Here is a 17,949-nt window from a genome sequence, read left to right as displayed (position 1 = left end):
GGCCCGCGCCCCGCCGAGCACCACCACCGCCACGCCGGCCAGCAGGAGCGCCAGGCCCGGCAGCGCCAGCGGCCGGGGCAACTGCCCCAGCCACACCCAGCCGATCAGCGCCGCGCCGGGCGCCTCCAGCAGGATCAGCACGCTGACAGTGGTCGCCGAGACCCGGTGCAGGGCGTAGTTGAACATCGAGTGGCCGAGCAGTTGGGCGCCCGCCACCAGGCCGAGGATCGCCAGCCAGGTCGGGCCGTCGAAGCCGTGCAGGCGTACCCCGCCGACCAGGCACACCACGAGCAGGATCGCCGCGCAGACGCCGTAGCAGACGGTGGTGTAGGTGGTGGTGCTGATGCTGGCCCGGGCCCGCTCGCCGAACGCGGTGTAGACGGCCGCGAACAGGCCGCCGACCACGGCGAGCAGGTCACCGGCGAACGCCCGGCCGGAGACGCCGAAGTCGGCACCGGTGGCGAGCGCCGCGCCGAGCACCGCCACCCCGATGCCGGCCCACACCGCCCTCGGCAGCCGCCGCCCCTGCCCGCGGGCGATCAACCCCTGCCACACCGGCTGCGTCGCGCCGAGCGCGGTCGCGGCCGCCACCGAGGTGAGCTGCGCGCTCGGCATCCAGGTGGCGAAGTGGGCGGCCAGGGCGACCCCGGAGAGTACGCAGTAGAGCCCCTCGCGCCGGCCCGGCCCGACGGTGAGCGCGCGGAGTTCGGCGCGTTTTCGGATCAACGCGACCGGGCCGAGGACCGCCGCCGACAACGCGGTACGCCAGAACGCCACCGCCAGCGCCGACGCGGCGGCGAACGCCACGAGCGGCGCCGAGGACGAGACCGAGGCGACGGCCAGGGCGAGCGCGCCGACCGTCAGCGCGTCGAGCGGCGGGCGATGCGGAACGGTGGGCACGAACGGTAATCCTCACACGGGCACCCGACCGACACGGAACGTCAGCACTCCGTTACGATCATGCGCGTCCCGGCGATCCTCCCCCTCGACGTCCGGAGGCGTTCCCTCATGCTCCGATTCCAGGCGGTGCTGTTCGACTTCTTCGGCACCCTGACTCACGGCGTACGGCGCGGAGCCGCCCACCGCGCCACCGCCGACATGCTCGGCTGCTCCACCGAGGCCCTGGTGGAGGTGCTGGACAGCAGCTTCTACGAACGGGCCAGCGGCTCCTTCGGGAACGCCGAGTCGACGATGCGCTGGGTGTGCGCCCGGCTCGGCGTCCACCCGTCCGACGAGACCGTGCGCGCCGCCGTCGCCACCCGGCACCGGGCCGTACGCGCCGACACCCGGCTGCGCGCAGAGGCCGTGCCGGTGCTCGCCGCGTTGCGCCACCGGGGCGTCCGCACCGGGCTGGTCAGCGACTGCACGCACGAACTGCCGGCGTTCCTGCCGCAGCTCGCCGTCGCGCCGCTGCTCGACGCGCAGGTCTTCTCGGTACGCCTCGGACGCTGCAAACCGGACCCGGCGCTCTACCTGGCCGCGTGTTACCGGCTCGGCCAGTCCCCGGCCGACTGCCTCTACGTCGGGGACGGCGACAGCGAGGAGCTGACCGGCGCGGAGCGGGCGGGGCTGAGCGCGGTCCGGCTGGCCGCGCCGGATCTCGCCGACCACGTGGTCCTGAGCGCCGACCACGGCTTCGACGGGCCGTCGCTGACCTCACTGACGGACGTGCTCGACCTGCTCGCCCCGGTCCCCGTCGCCTGACCCGGCCCATCGGGCGCGGCGTCAGCGGCGGCGGACGCGGTGCAGGCGGAACGGCTTGCGGACGGCCCGCACCACAGGGGCCGGTCGGGGCTGCTCACTCAGCGAGCCGTCCGGCAGGTCGGCGCCGGTCACCGGGGTGCCGGCGGGCGCGAGCCGGTTGAGCGCGCACCCCTGCGCCGCCCACCGCTCCACCAGTTCGGCGGCGGAGCCGGAGGCGTTGAGCCGCTTCGCCGCGACCAGCGGCGCGACGGTGTCCCACTCCTCGGTGCCGGGTCGCAGCCGGGTCACCCGCGCCGGCCAGGTGACGATCCGCCCGCCGTGGTCGCCGCGCAGCGTCACGTCGGCCGTGTCGCTGTCGGCCAGCCCGGGCGCGGTCTGCTCGCCGGGGCCGGTGACCACGAGCAGGGTGCCCTCCACCGGCAGGCACCACAGCGCGTACGCCGGGCCGCCGGCGGTGCTCACCCAGCAGACCGCGGCCTTCTTCACCGCCTCGTCCACGAGCGGCGGCGTCACCCGCTCGTCCACCTCGTCACTCACCCCGCCATCCTGCCCCATCCCCCGCGGGTCAGCCGATGAACGGCGGGACGGTGATCTCGCCTCGGGCCACCGGCATGACCTGGCCGGAGACGGTCGCGCCCACCGCCAGCCCGCCGGACGCGGTCACCGTGCAGGCGAGCGTCGACGGGCGGTTGATCTCGATGCCCTGCCGGACGGTGTACTCCGCGCGGCCCTCGCCGGGCAGCAGGCCGCTGGCGACCAGCCACACGCCCAGTCCCAGGGCGGCCGAGCCGGTCGCCGGGTCCTCCGGTACGCCGAGCCCCGGCACGAAGACCCGGGCGTGCGCGGTTTGCGAACCGGGCTCCCAGGAGAAGAGGCTGACGTGCTCCACTCCGTACCGCTGCGCCGCCGTCGTGTTCAACCGTGCCCGGGCCACCGCGTCCGGGCGTACCGGAAGGTAGGGGAATTCGAGGCCGCACCCGGCGACCCGCGGTGGCGGGCCGACGTGGTCGGGGCCGGTGAGGCCGACCATCTCCAGCAGCGGCTCCGGGTCGAGTTCCGGGCCGAGCGTGGGCGTGCCGCCGGTGAGCGTCGCGCCGGTGCCGGTCACCTCGATCGGCAGGACGCCGGCGCCGCACTCCTGGGTGATCCGGCCCGCGCCGAAGACGCCGCGCCGGCTCGCAGTCACCGCGGCACCGACGCTCGGGTGCCCGGCGAAGGGCAGCTCGTCGGCCGGGGTGAAGATCCGGGCCCGGTAGGTGGCGCCCACCTGCGTCGGCGGCAGCACGAAGACCGTCTCGGACAGGTTGAACTCCAGCGCGAGCGCCTGCATCTGCTCGGTGGCCAGCCCTTCCGCGCCGAACACCACGGCCAGCGGGTTGCCGGCGAACGGGCGGTCGGTGAAGACGTCCACGATCTCGTAGCCCAAGGTCGACATGTTGTTAGAGACTAGGCCCTTAGGCTGGTGGCCGTGAGCACGCCGAACCGGGTCTACCTCGCTCGACTCGCCGGAGTCGCCGTTTTCGACCCGAACGGCGACCAGGTCGGCCGCGTCCGCGACGCGGTGGCCCGGATGCGGGCGACCCAGCGGCCGCCGGAGGTGGTCGGTCTGGTCGCCGAGATGCCGATGCGGCGGCGCATCTTCCTGTCCATCAACCGGATCACCTCCATCGACACGGACGCGGTGGTGCTCGGCAGCGGCACGCTCAACCTGCGCCGGTTCGAGAAGCGCCCGAACGAGCTGCTGGTGCTCCAGGAGCTCCTGGACCGCCGGGTCCAGCTCGACAGCGGGCAGGCCGGCTCGGTGGTGGACGTGGCGATGGAGTCCAGCCGCGGCGGCGAGTGGGCGCTGAGCCGCGTCGCCGTGCGCGAGCACACCGGCCGGCTCACCCGCCGCGGCCACCTCCACCAGGTCGACTGGGACCGGGTCCGCGGGCTGGGCGCGGTCGGCGACAACCGGGGTACGGCGAACCTGCTCGCCGTCCTGGAGGACATGCGTCCGGCGGACCTGGCGAACGCGCTCCAGGATCTGCCCGACGCCCGGCGCAACGAGGTGGCCGCCGCGCTCGACGACGAACGCCTCGCCGACGTGCTGAGCGAGCTGCCCGAGCGTGACCAGGTGGAGATCCTGGCCGCGCTGGACCGGCAGCGCGCCGCCGACGTGCTGGAGGAGATGGAGCCGGACGACGCGGCCGACCTGCTGAACGAGCTGCCCCCGCCGGAGCAGGACGTGCTGCTGGACCTGATGGAGCCGGACGAGGCCGACCCGGTACGCCAGCTGCTGCGCTACGCCTCCGGCACCGCCGGCAGCGTGATGACCTCGGAGCCGGTGATCCTGCCGCCGGACGCCACGGTGGCCGAGGCGCTGGCCCGGATCCGGGAGCCGCAGCTCTCGCCCGCGGTGGCCGCCCAGGTCTTCGTGACCCGCGCCCCACTGACCACGCCCACCGGCCGCTACCTGGGTATGGTGCATTTCCAGCGGTTGCTCCGGGAACCTCCGGCCGACCTGCTCGGCGGCATCGTGGTCAACGACATCGACCCGTTGCGGACGTCGACGCCGCTGCCCGAGATCACCCGCCGGATGGCGACGTACGACATGGTGAGCATGCCGGTGGTGGACCGGAACAACCGCCTGGTCGGCGCGGTGACAGTGGACGACGTGCTCGACCACTCCCTGCCGCGGGACTGGCGGGACCGGGACGCGGCCTTCCCCTCGTCCGCCACCGACGACGGCACCCGGGACGGCGACGATGAGTGATCAGCGACGGGGCGAGCGGCTGGACCAGCCGCGCACCCCGCGGAACCTGCGCCTGCGCCGGGTCGACGCGGAGACGTTCGGCCGCTGGGCCGAGGGCATCGCCCGGGGCATGGGTACGGCGAACTTCCTCGTCTACATGACGCTGATCCTGGTGGCCTGGTTCCTGTGGAACACGCTGGCGCCGGCGAATCTGCGCTTCGACCCGTACACCTTCACGTTCCTGACCTTGATCCTCTCCCTGCAGGCGTCGTACGCGGCGCCGCTGATCCTGCTCGCGCAGAACCGGCAGGCGGACCGGGACCGGATCGCGCTGGACGAGGACCGGCGGCGGGCCACCCTCCAGAAGGCCGACACGGAGTACCTGGCCCGGGAGATAGCCGCGCTGCGGATCGCGATGGGTGAGGTGGCGACGCGGGACTTCCTGCGCTCGGAGCTGACCCGGCTGGGTGAGGAACTGGACGAGGCGGCCGAGCGGCGGCGCAAGCTGGAGCGGCGGCAGCAGGAGCGGGAGGGCCGCCGGACGGGCGGCGGCGAGCCGCTGGACGAGCCCCGGGACGAGCTGGACGGCGACTACGCACGGGACCGCCGCTACGAGGGCTGACCCGGTCATCGAATCGCTCACACCGCCCCCGCCAGCGGCGGTGGCCGATGACCCGCGACGTAGCATTGCGGGCATGTCAGCACCCGTCAGCACCGTCTCCGACGCGATCCAGGCCGCCCTGGCCACCGTCAACGACCCGGAGATCCGCCGGCCGATCACCGAACTCGGCATGGTCCAGTCCGCCGAGCGTGGCGAGGACGGCGTGGTCCGGGTGGAGCTGCTGCTCACCGTGGCCGGCTGCCCGCTGAAGGACAAGCTGCGCAGTGACATCACCGCCGCCGTGGGCGCGGTACCCGGCGTGAGCGGTGTCGAGATCATCTTCGGTGTGATGAGCCCGGAGCAGCGCCAGGAGCTCCAGTCGAAGCTGCGCGGTGGCGGCGCCACCGCCGAGCCGGTGATCCCGTTCGCCCAGCCGGGCTCGCGGACCCGGGTCTACGCGGTCGCCAGCGGCAAGGGCGGTGTCGGCAAGTCCAGCGTCACCGTCAACCTGGCCGCCGCACTGGCCTCGCGCGGCCTGTCGGTGGGCGTGGTGGACGCGGACATCTACGGCCACTCGGTGCCGCGGATGCTCGGCGCCGACGGCGCGCCGACCCGCGTCGAGGACATGATCATGCCGCCGCAGTCGCACGGCGTGAAGGTCATCTCGATCGGCATGTTCACCCCCGGCAACGCCGCAGTGGTCTGGCGCGGGCCGATGCTGCACCGGGCGCTTCAGCAGTTCCTCGCCGACGTCTACTGGGGTGACCTGGACGTCCTGCTGCTCGACCTGCCGCCGGGCACCGGCGACATCGCGATCTCGGTGGCCCAGTTGCTGCCGAACGCGGAGATCCTCGTCGTCACCACGCCGCAGGCGGCCGCCGCCGAGGTGGCCGAGCGGGCGGGCGCGATCTCGCTGCAGACCCACCAGCGGGTGGTCGGCGTGATCGAGAACATGTCCTGGCTGGAGATGCCGGACGGTTCCCGGATGGAGGTCTTCGGGGCCGGTGGCGGCGCGGCGGTGGCCGAGTCGCTGACCCGCACGATCGGCGCGCAGGTGCCGGTGCTGGGGCAGATCCCGCTGGACACCCGGGTCCGCGAGGGCGGCGACGCCGGTCAGCCGATCGTGCTGGCGCAGCCGGACGCCCCGGCCGCGAAGGCCCTGTTCGAGGTCGCCGACCGCCTGGCCGTACGCCGCGAGTCGCTGCTCGGCAAGCCCCTGGGCCTCAAGCCGGCCGGACGCTGACCCCACCTCCGCTCCCACCGCTCCCCACCGCCCCTTCCCGCCGCACGCGGGAGGGGGCGGTCCCGGCCCCATTCCCGGGGTCGATCATGAGGTTGACGGTCGCCGGGGCGGCGTGTCGCGCCGTCAACTCCATGATCGACGGTGCGATCAGCGGGACGCTCGGCGGGAGGCGCGCGGTCAGGTGGCGTCGTCGTAGGACGGGCGGGGGGCCGGCGGCGCGGGGGTGGAGGTGCTGGTCGCCACCCTCGGGGTACGCAGGTCGGCGGCCTTGGCGACGTCCTTCAGCTCGTCGTGCACGCCTGTGACGTCCGAGCGCAGGTTGTCGTACATGCTCTGCAGCGGCTTGCGGATCGCCTGCTCGTCGTCCTCGCTGAGCAGGTGCTTGCGGATGAACGCCTTGGGGTGCAGATCCTCCAGCTGGATGTCCGTACCCAGCTCGCGGCTCAGGTCACCGGTCGCGTTGCGCGCCATGTTGCGCAGGTTGCGGACCATGCGAAGGCCGTCGCTGATCACGTTGGGCAGCCGATCACCGAAGATCAACAGCGCCAGGAGCAGCAGGACGCCGATCTCCCACCAGTTCAGGTTCTCGAACACCGCGGCCTCCTCGTCCGTGTCAGGGCCAGACTACGCACGTCAGGTGACCATCGGGGAGGGGGTGACGGGTCCTCACTTCGCATCCGCGGCGAGCGTCACCGACGCGTTCTGCCGCGCCGACCCGCGCCGGTACTCGACTGTCACCACGGAACCGGGCGCGTACTTGCGCACCAGGGCCACCAGGTCGGTCGGATCGGTCATCGGATGGCCGTCCAGCCGGAGCACCACGTCCCCGGTACGCAGTCCGGCCGCCGCCGCCGGACCGGCCGGCTCGACCGCGTTGAGGCGTACCCCGCCGCCGGTGGCGCCGGTGCCGCCCACCTGGGCGCCGATCACCGTACGCCGGGCCTTGCCGGTGCCGATGATGTCCTCGGTGATCCGCTTCGCCTGATTGATCGGGATGGCGAAGGCGAGGCCGATGTTGCCCGCCTCCTGCCCGTCGGCCACCAGCGACTTGATCGTCGAGTTCACGCCGACCACCCGCCCGGCGCCGTCCACCAGCGGGCCGCCCGAGTTGCCGTGGTTGACGGCGGCGTCGGTCTGGATCGCCGCGTAGTAGCGGGTCGGCCCGCCCGGCTCGCCGGCCTGCATGGTCCGGTCCAGCGCGCTCACGATGCCCGCGGTGACGGTGTTGGCGAGCGACAACGGCGACCCGATGGCGAGCACCGGGTCACCGACGGCGAGCGCGTCGGAGTCGCCGAACTGCACCGGGGTCAGCCCGCTGCGCGAGACCTTGATCACGGCGAGGTCCGACTCCGGATCCTGCCCGACCACGGTGCCGGCGGCGGTGCTGCCGTCGTTGAACACGACGGTGGCCTTGCCGGGGCCGTCGGCGACCACGTGGTCGTTGGTGACGATGTGGCCCTCGCTGGTCACCACGAAGCCGGAGCCCTCGCTGGTGCCGCCGAGGCTGACCACCCGGATGGTGACCACGCTGGGCAGGACCCGCTCGGCCACCCCGGCCAGCGACTCGGGCTTGCGCTGGGCCAGCGCCGGGGCCTGCCCGGACTGCGCGCCGATCGTCGGCACGTCACCGCCGCGCAGGAAGGCGTACGTCAGGGCGCTGCCCAGCGAACCGGCCAGCAGGGCCGTGACCAGGGAGATCAGCACCACCTGGCGGATCCCCGGCCGGGCCGGCAGGTCCGGGTCGGTGACCGGTTCCGGCTCCCCCGCCCCCGGTGCCGGCGCCGCCGGGACCACCACGGCGGCGGGCGCGTACGGGTCGCGCCAGGGGTCGGCCAGCGCGTCGGACCACCACGGCGACGCCGCCTGACCCGACGGGTCCTGCGGCGGTCGTCCGGACGCCGGCCCACCCGGCACCGGCGATCCGCCGGGCCGCCGCCAGTCCCAGCCGTCGGTCACGTCGGTGCCTCCTACTTCGTCCCGCTGGCCCCGCGCCGGCGGCCGGCGGAGCCGGACGACAGTGACGCGCGGGACCCATCCAGGATTACACGGATGACGCGAACGGGGTCAGGGGTTGCCCTCCGTGAGCACTCCACGGCGGACTCGCGGCTGCGCCGCTACCGGCCCGCCTCTACGCTCACAGTGCATACCGCCCCTCGCACCAGTCCGCCCCTCGGAGGTGTCCCATCGCCACGGTCGCCGGTCACGGCAGTTCGACGGCCCAGGCGCTCCACTTCGCCGAGTCTTTCGTCACCGAGGATCTCGTGCTGCGCACGGCCCGCGCCCTCGCCCACGAGGTGGGGGTGGAGGCGGTCACGCCCGGGTCGGGTGCCGCGCTGCGGCTGCTCGCCGCCGCCGGCAACGCCCGGGCGGTGGTGGAGATCGGCACCGGCACCGGGGTGAGTGGCGTGTGGCTGCTGCGCGGCATGCGCCCCGACGGTGTGCTCACCACGATCGACGTCGAGGTCGAATACCAGCGCATCGCCCGGCGGCTGTTCCAGGAGGCGGGCTTTCCGTCGGGGCGTACCCGGATCATCACCGGCCGGGCCCTCGACGTGCTGCCGCGGCTCGCGGACGGCGCCTACGACCTGGTCTTCGTGGACGCGGTGGCGACCGGCTTCGCCGCGTACGTGGACGCGGCGCTGCGGCTGCTGCGCCCCGGCGGGGTGCTCGCGCTCAACGGCGCGCTGGCGGCCGGCCGGATCGGTGACCCGGCCGCGCGGGACGCCGAGACGGTCACCGTGCGGGAGACCATCAAGGCGATCCGCGAGTCGGAGCACTGGGTGCCCGCGCTGCTGCCGGTCGGCCACGGCCTGCTCGCCGCCGTGAAGGCCTGACGAGGCTGATCAGCCCAGCGTGCCCTGCACGCCTGATTCAGCCCAGCGTGCCCTGCACGCCTGATTCAGCCCAGCGTGCCCTGCACGCCTGATTCAGCCCAGCGTCGCCAGCCAGCGCAGCAGCCCGCGCACACCCCAGCCGGTGGCGCCCTTGACCAGTTCGCCGTGCGTGTCGTCGGACCACGACGGCGCGGACATGTCCAGGTGCGCCCACCGGTCCCGCAGGTCGCCGGTGAACTCCCGCAGGAACAGCGCGGCGACCACCGAGCCGGCGCCCTGCGCCGGGGAGCTGTGCAGGTCCGCGATCTCGCTGGCCAGGTATTCCACGTAGTCGTCGGCGAGCGGCATCCGCCAGGCCCGCTCGCCGGCTGCGGTGATCGCGTCGAGCAGGCCGGTCGCGAGCGCGTCGTTCTCGCTGTAGAGCGCGGCGTGCCGCTTGCCCAGGGCCACGGCGTTCGCGCCGGTCAGCGTCGCCAGGTCGATCAGCAGGTCGGGCTTAAGCTCGCGGACCGCGTACGCCAGCGCGTCGGCGAGCACCAGCCGGCCCTCGGCGTCGGAGTTGGTGCTCTCGCTGGTCAGCCCGCCGTAGTGCCGGATCACGTCACCGGGGCGGAACGCCGAGCCGCTGACCGAGTTCTCGGCGAGGGGGGCGAGCGTGGTGACCCGGACCGGCAGGCCCAGGTCGGCGGCGCCGAGCGTCGCGGCGATCACCGCGGCGGCACCGGCCATGTCCTTGCGCATGAGCTTCATGGCCGGCACCGGCTTGATCGAGATGCCGCCGGTGTCGAACGTGATGCCCTTGCCGACGAGCACCACATGGGTCCGCGCGCCGTCGGGCCGCCAGTCCAGCTCCACCAGGCGCGGGCCGCTCGCGGAGCCGCCGCCGACGGCCAGCAGACCGCCGAAGCCCTCGGCCGCCAGCTCCTCCGGGCCGCGTACCCGCAGGTGCAGGCCGGGGCGCCCGGACGCGGCCTCGGCCACCTGGGCGGCGAACCACTCCGGGTTCTTGGTGGACGAGGGCATGTTCGTCAGGTCCCGGGCGAGCCGGGTCGTCTCGGCGGTCGCCCGGGCGGCGTCGAGCGTGCCGGCGAGCGCGTCCGGGTCGTCGACGAGCACCGACACCTCGGCCAGGGCGGGCCGCTTGCCGGCCTCGGTGAGGCGGAAGCGGTACGAGCCGAGCAGCAGCCCCTCGGCGAGGCCACGCAACGCCGCCGTCGCGTCGGCGGGAAGCGCGATGGTGATCTGCGTCTCATCCTTCGCCGCGCGGGCCAGCGCCGCACCCGCGGTACGCCAGTCGCGCTCGTCGCCGTCGCCGACGCCGAGCAGCCACAGCCGTGCCGGGGAGCCACCGGGGCGCAGGTGCTCGCGCACCTCACCGGCCGCGCCGGTGAGCCGGGTGGCGGGGAGTACGGCGGCGGCCTCGGCCCGGACGTCGTCGCCGATCGGCACGGCGGTCGGGACCAGTCCGGGTTCCGGCGAGGCGGTGGAGTCCGGCGAGGTCAGGGAGCCCGGCGAGTCCGGGGAGTCCGGCCCTCCGGGACGGACGGGCAGGACGAGAGCGTCGGGCCCCGCGGGCCCGCTCACCAGACGAATGACCAGCACGCTGGACCGTACCTCCGAAATGGGTTGAACAGGCACATTTCACCACGCGCCTGCCGAGGAAAGACCCTGAGCCACCGGGCACGCCGGTGGCTCAGGGTAGGACGAACCGCCCGCACGGCGGACGCCGTGCGGGACACTCCTCGAATCAGCCCGCGGCCGCCTTCAGCGCGTCACCGAGCGCGGTGGCCTCGTCGGGAGTCATCTCGACGACGAGCCGGCCACCACCCTCCAGCGGGACTCGCATGACGATGCCCCGGCCCTCCTTGGTGACTTCCAGCGGACCGTCGCCCGTCCGCGGCTTCATCGCCGCCATGTTGTCTCCCCTCAGACCTACACCAGGGTCGGTGAGTTGCCCCACAGCCACTTCGCCAGCGCCATCCGCAACCATCGCGGAAGGCTCGACCAACGATTTTCCCTGATGAACACCGCCGGACCCAAACCGAAGCAGCATTGATGTAACAGCATCTAGCTTATCTTGGATAGGCCTGTCACAATGTGCGGTCATGCAGGCACGGTCGGCACTCTTCGACCTGTACGGCGACCACCTCCGGGCCCGGGGTGGCCGCGCACCGGTCGCCGCCCTGGTCAAGCTGCTCGCCCCGCTCGGGATCGCCCCACCGGCGGTACGCACCGCGGTCTCCCGGATGGTCCGCCAGGGCTGGCTGGAACCACTCCGGCTCGCGTCCGGACCGGGATATTCGATCACCCCGAAGGCGGCTCGTCGACTCGACGAGGCGGCGTCCCGGATCTACCGGACCGGGCGGCACAGCTGGGACGGGCGGTTCGATCTCCTGGTGCTCACCGCGCCCTCCTCCCGCCGGGACCGGCAGCGGCTCGCCGCGAACCTCGCCTTCCTCGGCTACGGCACGCTCGACGACTGCACCTGGGTGGCCACCCGCCCGGGTGAGGACGTCGACCTGCTGCTCGACGAGGCGGGCGTGCGCTACGAGCGGTTCACCGCCGCCCACGCGGCCGGCACACCCGGCGCCATGGGCGTGGTCCGCCGCGCGTGGGACCTGACCGAGATCGGGCGGGCGTACGAACGCTTCGTGGCCGAGCAGAAGCCGCTGCTCTCCGGCGTCACGGTGCGCAGCAGCGACGAGGACGCGTACGCGGCCCGTTTCCGGCTCGTGCACGCGTGGCGTACGTTCCTGTTCCGGGATCCGCAACTGCCCCCGGCACTGCTGCCCGAGCGCTGGCCGGGCACCAGCGCGGCCAGTTTCTTCGACCGGCACGCGGCCCGGCTCCGGCCGGCCGCCGACCGGTACGTCGAGCAGTGCCTCGACGCCGGCAACCGCCTCGCCCGACAGAAGGGTCGTTAGAACGTGACCGAGCCGCTGCTCGTCGACCGCACCGACGCCGTCGTCACCCTGACGCTGAACCGCCCCACGGCGATGAACTCGCTCGACGTGGCGCTCAAGGAGGCGCTCCGGGACACGCTGGCCGAACTGGAGACCGACAGGTCCTGCCGGGCGGTCGTGCTCGCCGGCGCGGGCGGCTCGTTCAGCGCCGGGCAGGACCTCCGCGAGCACGTGCGGACGCTGGAGACCTCGGACGCCGACCCGCTGGCCACGGTCCGGGCGCACTACAACCCGATCGCCGCCCGGCTGGCCAACCTGCCCAAGCCGGTCGTCGCCGCGGTACGCGGGATGGCCGCCGGGGCCGGCGCCTCGCTGGCGTTCCTGGCCGACTTCCGTATCGGCGGCCCGAAGACCCGGTTCCTGATGGCGTTCGCCGGCGTGGGCCTCGCGGCCGACACCGGCGCCTCCTGGACGCTGCCCCGGCTGGTCGGTCACGCCAAGGCCGTCGAGCTGCTGATGCTCGCCGAGCCGGTGGGCGCCGACGACGCCTGTCGGCTGGGCCTGCTGACCAGGCTGGTGGACGACGACGAGCAGGTGCTCCCGACCGCGCAGGAGCTGGCCGCCCGGCTCGCCGCCGGGCCGACCGTGGCGTACGGGGCGATCAAGCGTCAGCTCTCCATCGCCGACGCGGGCACGCTCGCCGACGCGCTGGCCGCCGAGGCGCAGGCGCAGGCGATCTGCGGCGCCACCGCCGACCACCGGGCCGCCACGGCGGCGTTCGTCGCCAAGCAGAAGCCGGTCTTCGAGGGGCGCTGACCGCACCGGGAACGCGTCGTGCACCCGCTCAGCGGGCCACGTAGCCGCCGTCGATCGGGATGGTGTGCCCGGTGACCCAGGCCGCGTCGTCGGAGGCGAGGAACAGGACCACGCCCGCCACGTCGTCAGCGGTGGGGATGCCGGGCTTCGGGTTGAACGACTCCATCTGCCGGCGCATCTGCTCCGGGTCCGGCGCGTTCTCGATGAAGTGCTCCACGAGCGGGGTCATCACCACGGTCGGGGCGACCGCGTTGACGCGGATCCCCCGGGCGGCGTACTCGACCGCCGCGGAACGGGTCAGCCCGACGATGCCGGCCTTGGTGAACGTGTACGGCGAGATGTTGTCCTGCGCGGTCAGCCCGGCAGTCGACGAGGTGTTGACGATCGCGCCGCCGCCGGTACGCAGCATCGCGTCGATGGCGTACCGCAGCACGTAGAACACCCCGTCGCCGTTGATCCGACGGACCTTCTCCCAGTTCGCCAGGTCCATCTCGTGCAGCGCCTGCTGCTGCCCGTCGATGCCGGCGTTGTTGAAGACGACGTCGAGCCGGCCGTACCGGTCGACCGCCTCGGCGATGCCGCGCTCGACCGAGGCGGCGTCGCCGGTGTCCATGGTCACCGCGAGCGCGTCCGGCAGGCTCGCCGCCACCCGCTCGGCGCCCTCGGTGTTGATGTCGGCGATCACCAGCTTGCCGCCCTCGGCGGCGAACCGGCGTGCCGTCGCCTCGCCCAGGCCGGACGCCCCACCGGTCACCAGCACGACCTTGTCCCGGAACCGCATGGCACCCCCTCCACCACGCCGGCCGGCGCCGGCCCCTTCCCGGACGCTACCGCCCGTGACGGGGGGTCAGTCGTCCTCTTCCGGATCCTGGTTGGCCTCGACGCCGAGCACGAACGCCTGCATGGCCAGCTCGTCGCCGTACGGCGAGACGAACGCCGGCAGTTCCCGCGGGCCCAGCTCCTGCACGTAGGACCAGAAGATCCGGACCGCCTCGGCGCGCGACGCGGCCTCGATCGGCAGGTCCAGGCTGACCAGCCAGGTGCTGCGGGCGGGCGGCGGGCCGAGCCGGTCGGCCAGCGACCGCCAGCGGGCCGGGTCGAGCGCCACGACCGGGCCGTCCGGCGCCGGGCCGTCGACCGGCACCGGCTCGTCCAGCACCCGCCGGGTGTACGTGACCACGAGCGGCCCGGCCACCGCGTCGGACTGCGGGTCGTCCGGGTCCTCAGCGGTCTCGGACGACGCGGGCGCCACCCGGCCGAGCGCGACCAGCCGCAGCGGCTCGTCGACCAGCACCGCCACCCGGTCGCCGGGCCGGGGGCGGGCCGCCTCGGACAACCCGGTCAGCTCCAGCAGGTCGTGGTGCACCAGCCGCTCGGCCTCGAAGCGCTCGGCGGGCAGCAGCACCGCCCAGGCGCCGGTAGTGGTCGCACCGTCTGTCGTCCCGCTCGTACGCGGCTCGGTGTCGGTCATGCCCCAATCCCATCACGCCGGAGGTGGCGCGCTCCGTCACACCCCGGCCCGGTCACCGCTCACGTGGCACTCGGCCAGGTGGTCGTCGACCATGCCGGTGGCCTGCATCAGCGCGTAGGCGGTCGTGGGGCCGACGAACCGGAAGCCCCGCTTCTTGAGCGCCTTGGCCATCGCCACGGACTCGGGGCTGGTGGCCGGCACCTCGGCGAAGGACCGGGGACGCGCGGCCCGGGGCGGGGGCGCGAACGACCAGAGCAGCGCGGACAGGCCCTCGGGCAGCTCCGAAGCGGCCCGGGCGTTGGCGATCGCCGCCTCGATCTTGGCCCGGTTGCGGACGATGCCGGCGTCGGCCATCAGCCGGGTCACGTCGGTCTCGCCGTAGCGGGCCACCGAGTCGATCCGGAAGCCGGCGAAGGCGTCCCGGAACGCCTGCCGTTTGCGCAGGATGGTCAGCCAGGACAGGCCGGACTGGAACGCCTCCAGCGTCAGCCGCTCGTAGAGCGCGTCGTCGCCGCGCAGCGGCCGGCCCCACTCCTCGTCGTGGTAGACGGCGTAGTCGGGGGTGCTCGCCCCCCACGCGCAGCGCGGCAGCCCGTCCGCGCCGGTCACCAGGTCAGTCACGGCGTCCACGATAGGCCGGGCCACCGACAGCCCTGCCGCGCCGACCGCCGGTCAGGGCAGGCGGCCCTGCTCGACCAGCCGGGCGAACTTCTTCAGCGCCTGGGTGAGGCTGAACTTCGAGCCGGGCCAGAGCACCGGCCACGCCACCCGACCGGCCTTCCCGCCCGGCAGGTGGAACCACTCGTGCCAGACCACCTGCGTGCGGTCGCGGTCCATCGGGGTGCAGCGCAGCACGCCGGGGCCGCGCAGCAGCTTGCCGCAGTGCACCACCCCGACCTCGTACGGCGCGTCGACCCGGACCACACGCATCTCGTCGCGGAGCACGGCCGGGCCGAGCGCGGTGACCGCCTCGACCAGGCTGCCCTCGCCGCCGTCGCCCTCCACCACCCGGACCCGGGTCAGCGGGATCCAGTCCGACTGCCGCTCCCACGCGGTGAGCGCGGCGAACACCCGGTCGGCCGGCGCCTCGACGATCACCGTGGCGGTGACCTCGGCGGCACCCCGGCGGGACGCCTCGGTGAAGTCGTCGGCCGGTCTGCCGGTGCCGGTCACGCCGACTCCGAGCGGACCACCGAACCGCGCTCCCGGTCGTCGTCGGCCGGGCCGGCCGCGATCCCGTTCGCCGGGGAGACGGTGTCCTCGGTCGCCGCGGCGGCGGGGGCCTCCGCCACGCCCGCCTCGGCCGGGGCGCGTCCCGGCTGCGCGTCGGTGTCGGTCCGGCCCGACTGCCGGTCGGTGTCGGTACGGGCCGGCTGCTCCGGCGCGGACAGGTCGATCACCACCGGCTCGGGGGTGGACGGGTCGGGCGCCTGCTCGGTCTCGGGGCGGGTCGCGGCGGCCTCCTCGCGCGCCCGGCGCAGCGCGTCGGCGTCCTCGGTACGGCCGTCCCGCAGGGCCGCGTTCTCGGCCTCCAGGACGCCGATCAGCTCGGTCTTGTAGCCGATGTCGTACGCCGCCCGGCGCAGGGCCGCGTCGACCTGGCTCATCCGGTAGCCGCGCAGCGCCGTGTCGAAGCGGACGTCGGACACGTCCGACTCGTCGAGCGGACGGCTGCCGGGCAGGGGCACGGCCCGCCCGTCCGGCTCCGCCGGTGTGAGGCCCGGATCCTTGCCGGAGACCAGCACCGTCACCCCGAACACCACAGCCGCGACGGTCAGCGCGACGACCAAGAGGAGCAGAACCTCACCCATGCACAGATCGTGGCATGCGGGCCGGGATCGGGCGAGCCCTCCGGGACGTCCGGTCGGTAAATGCGTCCGGCGCACGGGACCGGCACGGGCGGCTCGGGCGGGACCGGATAGCGTCGGACCGGCCGGTGCGGTCCGGCGGCGAGGAGGCGGGTATGACCGGGGCGTTGCGGCTGGGCGGACGGACGTTCACCCCCGGTGAGCTGGTGGTGATGGCGATCGTCAACCGCACGCCGGACTCGTTCTTCGATCGGGGTGCCACCTTCGCCCAGGACAGCGCGCTGCGCGCGGTGGAACGCGCGGTGGACGAGGGCGCCGAGATCATCGACATCGGCGGGGTGAAGGCCGGGCCGGGCGACGAGGTGGACGTGGCCGAGGAGATCCGGCGGACGGTGGACACCATCGCGGCGGTCCGGTCCGCCTTCCCGGACGTGGTCATCTCCATCGACACCTGGCGGGCCGAGGTGGCCGTGGAGGCGGTAGCGGCCGGCGCGGACCTGCTAAACGACACCTGGTCGGGGGCGGACCCGGCGCTGGCCCGGGTCGCCGCGGCGACCGGCGCCGGGCTGGTCTGCTCGCACGCGGGCGGGCTCGCCCCGCGTACCCGGCCGCACCGGGCCGCTTTCGACGACGTGGTGGCCGACGTGGTGGGCACCGTGACCGGGCTGGCCGAACGCGCGGCCGGGCTGGGTGTGCGCCGGGACGGCATCCTGATCGACCCGGCGCACGACTTCGGCAAGAACACCCGGCACTCGCTGGAGATCACCCGGCGGCTGGCGGAGCTGACCGACACCGGCTGGCCGCTGCTGGTGGCCCTGTCGAACAAGGACTTCATCGGCGAGACGCTCGACCTGCCGGTGCCCGAGCGGCTGGAGGGCACGCTCGCCGCCACGGCGGTCTCGGCCTGGCTCGGCGCCCGGGTGTTCCGCGCCCACCAGGTCCGCGAGACCCGCCGGGTGCTGGACATGGTGGCGTCGATCCGGGGCGACCGGCCGCCGGCGGCGACCCGCCGCGGGCTCGCCTGACGGGTAGGTCCGACGCGTCAGGTCCAGCGCAGGACGCCGCGCCGCCAGGCGTAGAGGATGCCGAGCGCGACGATCGCCACGAAGACGCCCATCTCCACGACCGTGGTGGCGCCGAAGCCGGGCCGGTCGAAGACCAGCGCCCACGGGAACAGGAACACCGCCTCGACCGCGAAGAGCACGTAGAGGTACGCGTAGACGTAGTAGCGGATCTGCATCTGGGCCCAGTCGCCGCCGACCGGGTCGAGACCGCACTCGTACGAGGCCCGCTTGCCCCACGGCTCGGCCGGCCGACTCGGACGTAACACCCGGTTCGCCGAGAACGCCGTCACGAAGAAGAGCACGGCGGCGAGCAGCAGCAGACCGAGCGTGGCGTACGAGCCGAGGTATCCGGTCACGACCGGAGCGTACCGGTCCCGTCCAGATGTCCCGGACACGTTACGAATTCGTTTCCTCGCAGGACTAGTGCTTGATGGCAAGTATCACCGAATAATGGGATCTCATTGATCGTCCCGGAGGACAGATGCCCCGCCCCCGCGTTGCGCCCGTTCGGCGGGTCGCGCTCCGCCGTACCCTCGCGCTCCTGGCGCCCGCGCTCGTCGCGGCGCTGGTGGCGGTGGCGCCGGCCGGGGCCGTCGCTCACCCGGGACCGGCCGCCGCGCTCCGGGTGATCGAGCCCGTCGAGCCGGGCGGCGACCCCGGCGGCGAGCCGACCGAGCCCGCGCCCACCGGCGAGCCGACGGACACCGCGACGGCCCCGCCGCCCACCGAGCCACCGCCGCCTCCGACCACGCCGCCGGCGCCGGTCAGCAC

At 74.0% G+C, this 17,949-nt stretch carries 21 protein-coding genes and 1 pseudogene; 9 read left to right on the top strand and 13 right to left on the bottom strand.

Features of this window, described 5'->3' with window-relative positions; genetic code table 11:
* Positions 1 to 900: DMT family transporter (locus AC2CHG_RS21855; protein ID WP_484525465.1), on the bottom strand; the 900-nt coding region annotated here is incomplete at its 3' end.
* A gap of 108 nt (positions 901 to 1,008) precedes the next feature.
* On the opposite strand from AC2CHG_RS21855, the gene AC2CHG_RS21850 reads away from it, so the two are divergent.
* Positions 1,009 to 1,704 carry an HAD family hydrolase gene (locus tag AC2CHG_RS21850; protein ID WP_262012665.1) on the top strand — a complete coding sequence of 232 codons (696 nt, stop codon included), beginning with the start codon at positions 1,009 to 1,011 and terminating at the stop codon, positions 1,702 to 1,704.
* 21 nt (positions 1,705 to 1,725) lie between these two features.
* Here AC2CHG_RS21850 and AC2CHG_RS21845 read toward each other — a convergent pair whose 3' ends face one another.
* Both AC2CHG_RS21845 and AC2CHG_RS21840 read right to left on the bottom strand, forming a co-directional pair.
* Complete coding sequence (locus AC2CHG_RS21845; RefSeq protein ID WP_262012666.1) at positions 1,726 to 2,259, bottom strand: hypothetical protein; 534 nt, start codon at positions 2,257 to 2,259, stop codon at positions 1,726 to 1,728.
* Positions 2,260 to 2,269: 10 nt separating this feature from the next.
* Positions 2,270 to 3,139 (bottom strand): PhzF family phenazine biosynthesis protein, encoded by an 870-nt coding sequence (locus AC2CHG_RS21840; protein ID WP_484525464.1) that lies wholly within the window; start codon positions 3,137 to 3,139, stop codon positions 2,270 to 2,272.
* 33 nt (positions 3,140 to 3,172) lie between these two features.
* Here AC2CHG_RS21840 and AC2CHG_RS21835 point away from each other — a divergent pair, with 33 nt between their 5' ends.
* The 3 genes from AC2CHG_RS21835 to AC2CHG_RS21825 all read left to right on the top strand — a co-directional run bounded on the left by AC2CHG_RS21835 (position 3,173) and on the right by AC2CHG_RS21825 (position 6,282).
* The gene (locus tag AC2CHG_RS21835; RefSeq protein ID WP_262012667.1) at positions 3,173 to 4,459 is read left to right on the top strand and encodes a magnesium transporter MgtE N-terminal domain-containing protein; all 1,287 of its coding nucleotides are present in this window, start codon (positions 3,173 to 3,175) and stop codon (positions 4,457 to 4,459) included.
* Entirely contained in the window at positions 4,452 to 5,060 is a 609-nt protein-coding gene (locus AC2CHG_RS21830) for a DUF1003 domain-containing protein (RefSeq protein WP_262012668.1), read from the top strand. The genes AC2CHG_RS21835 and AC2CHG_RS21830 overlap by 8 nt, the downstream gene beginning before the upstream one ends.
* A gap of 73 nt (positions 5,061 to 5,133) precedes the next feature.
* Positions 5,134 to 6,282, top strand: a complete 1,149-nt coding sequence (locus tag AC2CHG_RS21825) for an Mrp/NBP35 family ATP-binding protein (RefSeq protein ID WP_013473894.1) — start codon at positions 5,134 to 5,136, stop codon at positions 6,280 to 6,282.
* Positions 6,283 to 6,459: 177 nt separating this feature from the next.
* Here the strand turns inward: AC2CHG_RS21825 and AC2CHG_RS21820 are convergent, their stop codons facing one another.
* Positions 6,460 to 6,876, bottom strand: coding sequence for a twin-arginine translocase TatA/TatE family subunit (locus AC2CHG_RS21820; RefSeq protein ID WP_484525463.1), 417 nt, complete (start codon positions 6,874 to 6,876; stop codon positions 6,460 to 6,462).
* A gap of 72 nt (positions 6,877 to 6,948) precedes the next feature.
* On the bottom strand, positions 6,949 to 8,238 hold the full coding sequence (locus AC2CHG_RS21815; protein WP_484525462.1) for a S1C family serine protease: 1,290 nt from the start codon (positions 8,236 to 8,238) through the stop codon (positions 6,949 to 6,951).
* Between the two features lie 227 nt (positions 8,239 to 8,465).
* Here AC2CHG_RS21815 and AC2CHG_RS21810 point away from each other — a divergent pair, with 227 nt between their 5' ends.
* A complete protein-coding gene (locus tag AC2CHG_RS21810; RefSeq protein ID WP_082171245.1) occupies positions 8,466 to 9,116 on the top strand; it encodes an O-methyltransferase in 651 nt (216 codons plus the stop codon).
* 93 nt (positions 9,117 to 9,209) lie between these two features.
* Here AC2CHG_RS21810 and AC2CHG_RS21805 read toward each other — a convergent pair whose 3' ends face one another.
* Together AC2CHG_RS21805 and AC2CHG_RS21800 are read right to left on the bottom strand one after the other, a co-directional pair.
* The gene (locus AC2CHG_RS21805) at positions 9,210 to 10,718 is read right to left on the bottom strand and encodes a leucyl aminopeptidase family protein (RefSeq protein WP_484525461.1); all 1,509 of its coding nucleotides are present in this window, start codon (positions 10,716 to 10,718) and stop codon (positions 9,210 to 9,212) included.
* Positions 10,719 to 10,863: 145 nt separating this feature from the next.
* A complete protein-coding gene (locus AC2CHG_RS21800; protein ID WP_013283866.1) occupies positions 10,864 to 11,031 on the bottom strand; it encodes a DUF3117 domain-containing protein in 168 nt (55 codons plus the stop codon).
* A gap of 190 nt (positions 11,032 to 11,221) precedes the next feature.
* On the opposite strand from AC2CHG_RS21800, the gene AC2CHG_RS21795 reads away from it, so the two are divergent.
* Both AC2CHG_RS21795 and AC2CHG_RS21790 read left to right on the top strand, forming a co-directional pair.
* On the top strand, positions 11,222 to 12,040 hold the full coding sequence (locus AC2CHG_RS21795; RefSeq protein ID WP_135243178.1) for a PaaX family transcriptional regulator: 819 nt from the start codon (positions 11,222 to 11,224) through the stop codon (positions 12,038 to 12,040).
* A 3-nt stretch (positions 12,041 to 12,043) separates the two neighbouring features.
* Positions 12,044 to 12,835, top strand: coding sequence for an enoyl-CoA hydratase/isomerase family protein (locus tag AC2CHG_RS21790; RefSeq protein ID WP_194798738.1), 792 nt, complete (start codon positions 12,044 to 12,046; stop codon positions 12,833 to 12,835).
* 28 nt (positions 12,836 to 12,863) lie between these two features.
* On the opposite strand, the gene AC2CHG_RS21785 is transcribed toward AC2CHG_RS21790, so the two are convergent.
* The 5 genes from AC2CHG_RS21785 to AC2CHG_RS21765 form a co-directional block, all read right to left on the bottom strand.
* Entirely contained in the window at positions 12,864 to 13,616 is a 753-nt protein-coding gene (locus AC2CHG_RS21785) for an SDR family NAD(P)-dependent oxidoreductase (protein ID WP_355512538.1), read from the bottom strand.
* Between the two features lie 66 nt (positions 13,617 to 13,682).
* A complete protein-coding gene (locus AC2CHG_RS21780) occupies positions 13,683 to 14,306 on the bottom strand; it encodes a hypothetical protein (RefSeq protein WP_262012672.1) in 624 nt (207 codons plus the stop codon).
* Positions 14,307 to 14,342: 36 nt separating this feature from the next.
* Positions 14,343 to 14,927, bottom strand: a complete 585-nt coding sequence (locus tag AC2CHG_RS21775) for a DNA-3-methyladenine glycosylase I (protein ID WP_194798741.1) — start codon at positions 14,925 to 14,927, stop codon at positions 14,343 to 14,345.
* Positions 14,928 to 14,978: 51 nt separating this feature from the next.
* Positions 14,979 to 15,479 carry an SRPBCC family protein gene (locus AC2CHG_RS21770; protein WP_262012673.1) on the bottom strand — a complete coding sequence of 167 codons (501 nt, stop codon included), beginning with the start codon at positions 15,477 to 15,479 and terminating at the stop codon, positions 14,979 to 14,981.
* A complete protein-coding gene (locus tag AC2CHG_RS21765) occupies positions 15,476 to 16,117 on the bottom strand; it encodes a DivIVA domain-containing protein (RefSeq protein WP_262012674.1) in 642 nt (213 codons plus the stop codon). The genes AC2CHG_RS21770 and AC2CHG_RS21765 overlap by 4 nt, the downstream gene beginning before the upstream one ends.
* Before the next feature lie 152 nt (positions 16,118 to 16,269).
* On the opposite strand from AC2CHG_RS21765, the gene folP reads away from it, so the two are divergent.
* Complete coding sequence (folP, locus tag AC2CHG_RS21760; RefSeq protein ID WP_484525460.1) at positions 16,270 to 17,139, top strand: dihydropteroate synthase; 870 nt, start codon at positions 16,270 to 16,272, stop codon at positions 17,137 to 17,139.
* A gap of 17 nt (positions 17,140 to 17,156) precedes the next feature.
* Here the strand turns inward: folP and AC2CHG_RS21755 are convergent, their stop codons facing one another.
* Positions 17,157 to 17,534, bottom strand: a complete 378-nt coding sequence (locus AC2CHG_RS21755) for an NADH-quinone oxidoreductase subunit A (RefSeq protein ID WP_030273665.1) — start codon at positions 17,532 to 17,534, stop codon at positions 17,157 to 17,159.
* A 125-nt stretch (positions 17,535 to 17,659) separates the two neighbouring features.
* Between AC2CHG_RS21755 and AC2CHG_RS21750 the strand changes: the two are divergent.
* Positions 17,660 to 17,949, top strand: a pseudogene (locus AC2CHG_RS21750) (hypothetical protein); the annotation flags it as partial.

The sequence above is a fragment of the Micromonospora sp. ATLC20 genome, from assembly GCF_057196585.1.
The sequence above is the reverse complement of the archived record's forward strand: the minus strand, read 5'-3'. Positions and strand labels throughout refer to the sequence as shown.

Coding starts and splice junctions, on each gene's coding strand:
- AC2CHG_RS21795 (WP_135243178.1), top strand. CDS start 11,222: ATGCAGGCACGGTCGGCACTCTTCGACCTGTACGGCGACCACCTCCGG.
- AC2CHG_RS21850 (WP_262012665.1), top strand. CDS start 1,009: ATGCTCCGATTCCAGGCGGTGCTGTTCGACTTCTTCGGCACCCTGACT.
- AC2CHG_RS21800 (WP_013283866.1), bottom strand. CDS start 11,031: ATGGCGGCGATGAAGCCGCGGACGGGCGACGGTCCGCTGGAAGTCACC.
- AC2CHG_RS21780 (WP_262012672.1), bottom strand. CDS start 14,306: ATGACCGACACCGAGCCGCGTACGAGCGGGACGACAGACGGTGCGACC.
- AC2CHG_RS21825 (WP_013473894.1), top strand. CDS start 5,134: ATGTCAGCACCCGTCAGCACCGTCTCCGACGCGATCCAGGCCGCCCTG.
- AC2CHG_RS21830 (WP_262012668.1), top strand. CDS start 4,452: ATGAGTGATCAGCGACGGGGCGAGCGGCTGGACCAGCCGCGCACCCCG.
- AC2CHG_RS21785 (WP_355512538.1), bottom strand. CDS start 13,616: ATGCGGTTCCGGGACAAGGTCGTGCTGGTGACCGGTGGGGCGTCCGGC.
- folP (WP_484525460.1), top strand. CDS start 16,270: ATGACCGGGGCGTTGCGGCTGGGCGGACGGACGTTCACCCCCGGTGAG.
- AC2CHG_RS21840 (WP_484525464.1), bottom strand. CDS start 3,139: ATGTCGACCTTGGGCTACGAGATCGTGGACGTCTTCACCGACCGCCCG.
- AC2CHG_RS21765 (WP_262012674.1), bottom strand. CDS start 16,117: ATGGGTGAGGTTCTGCTCCTCTTGGTCGTCGCGCTGACCGTCGCGGCT.
- AC2CHG_RS21845 (WP_262012666.1), bottom strand. CDS start 2,259: ATGGGGCAGGATGGCGGGGTGAGTGACGAGGTGGACGAGCGGGTGACG.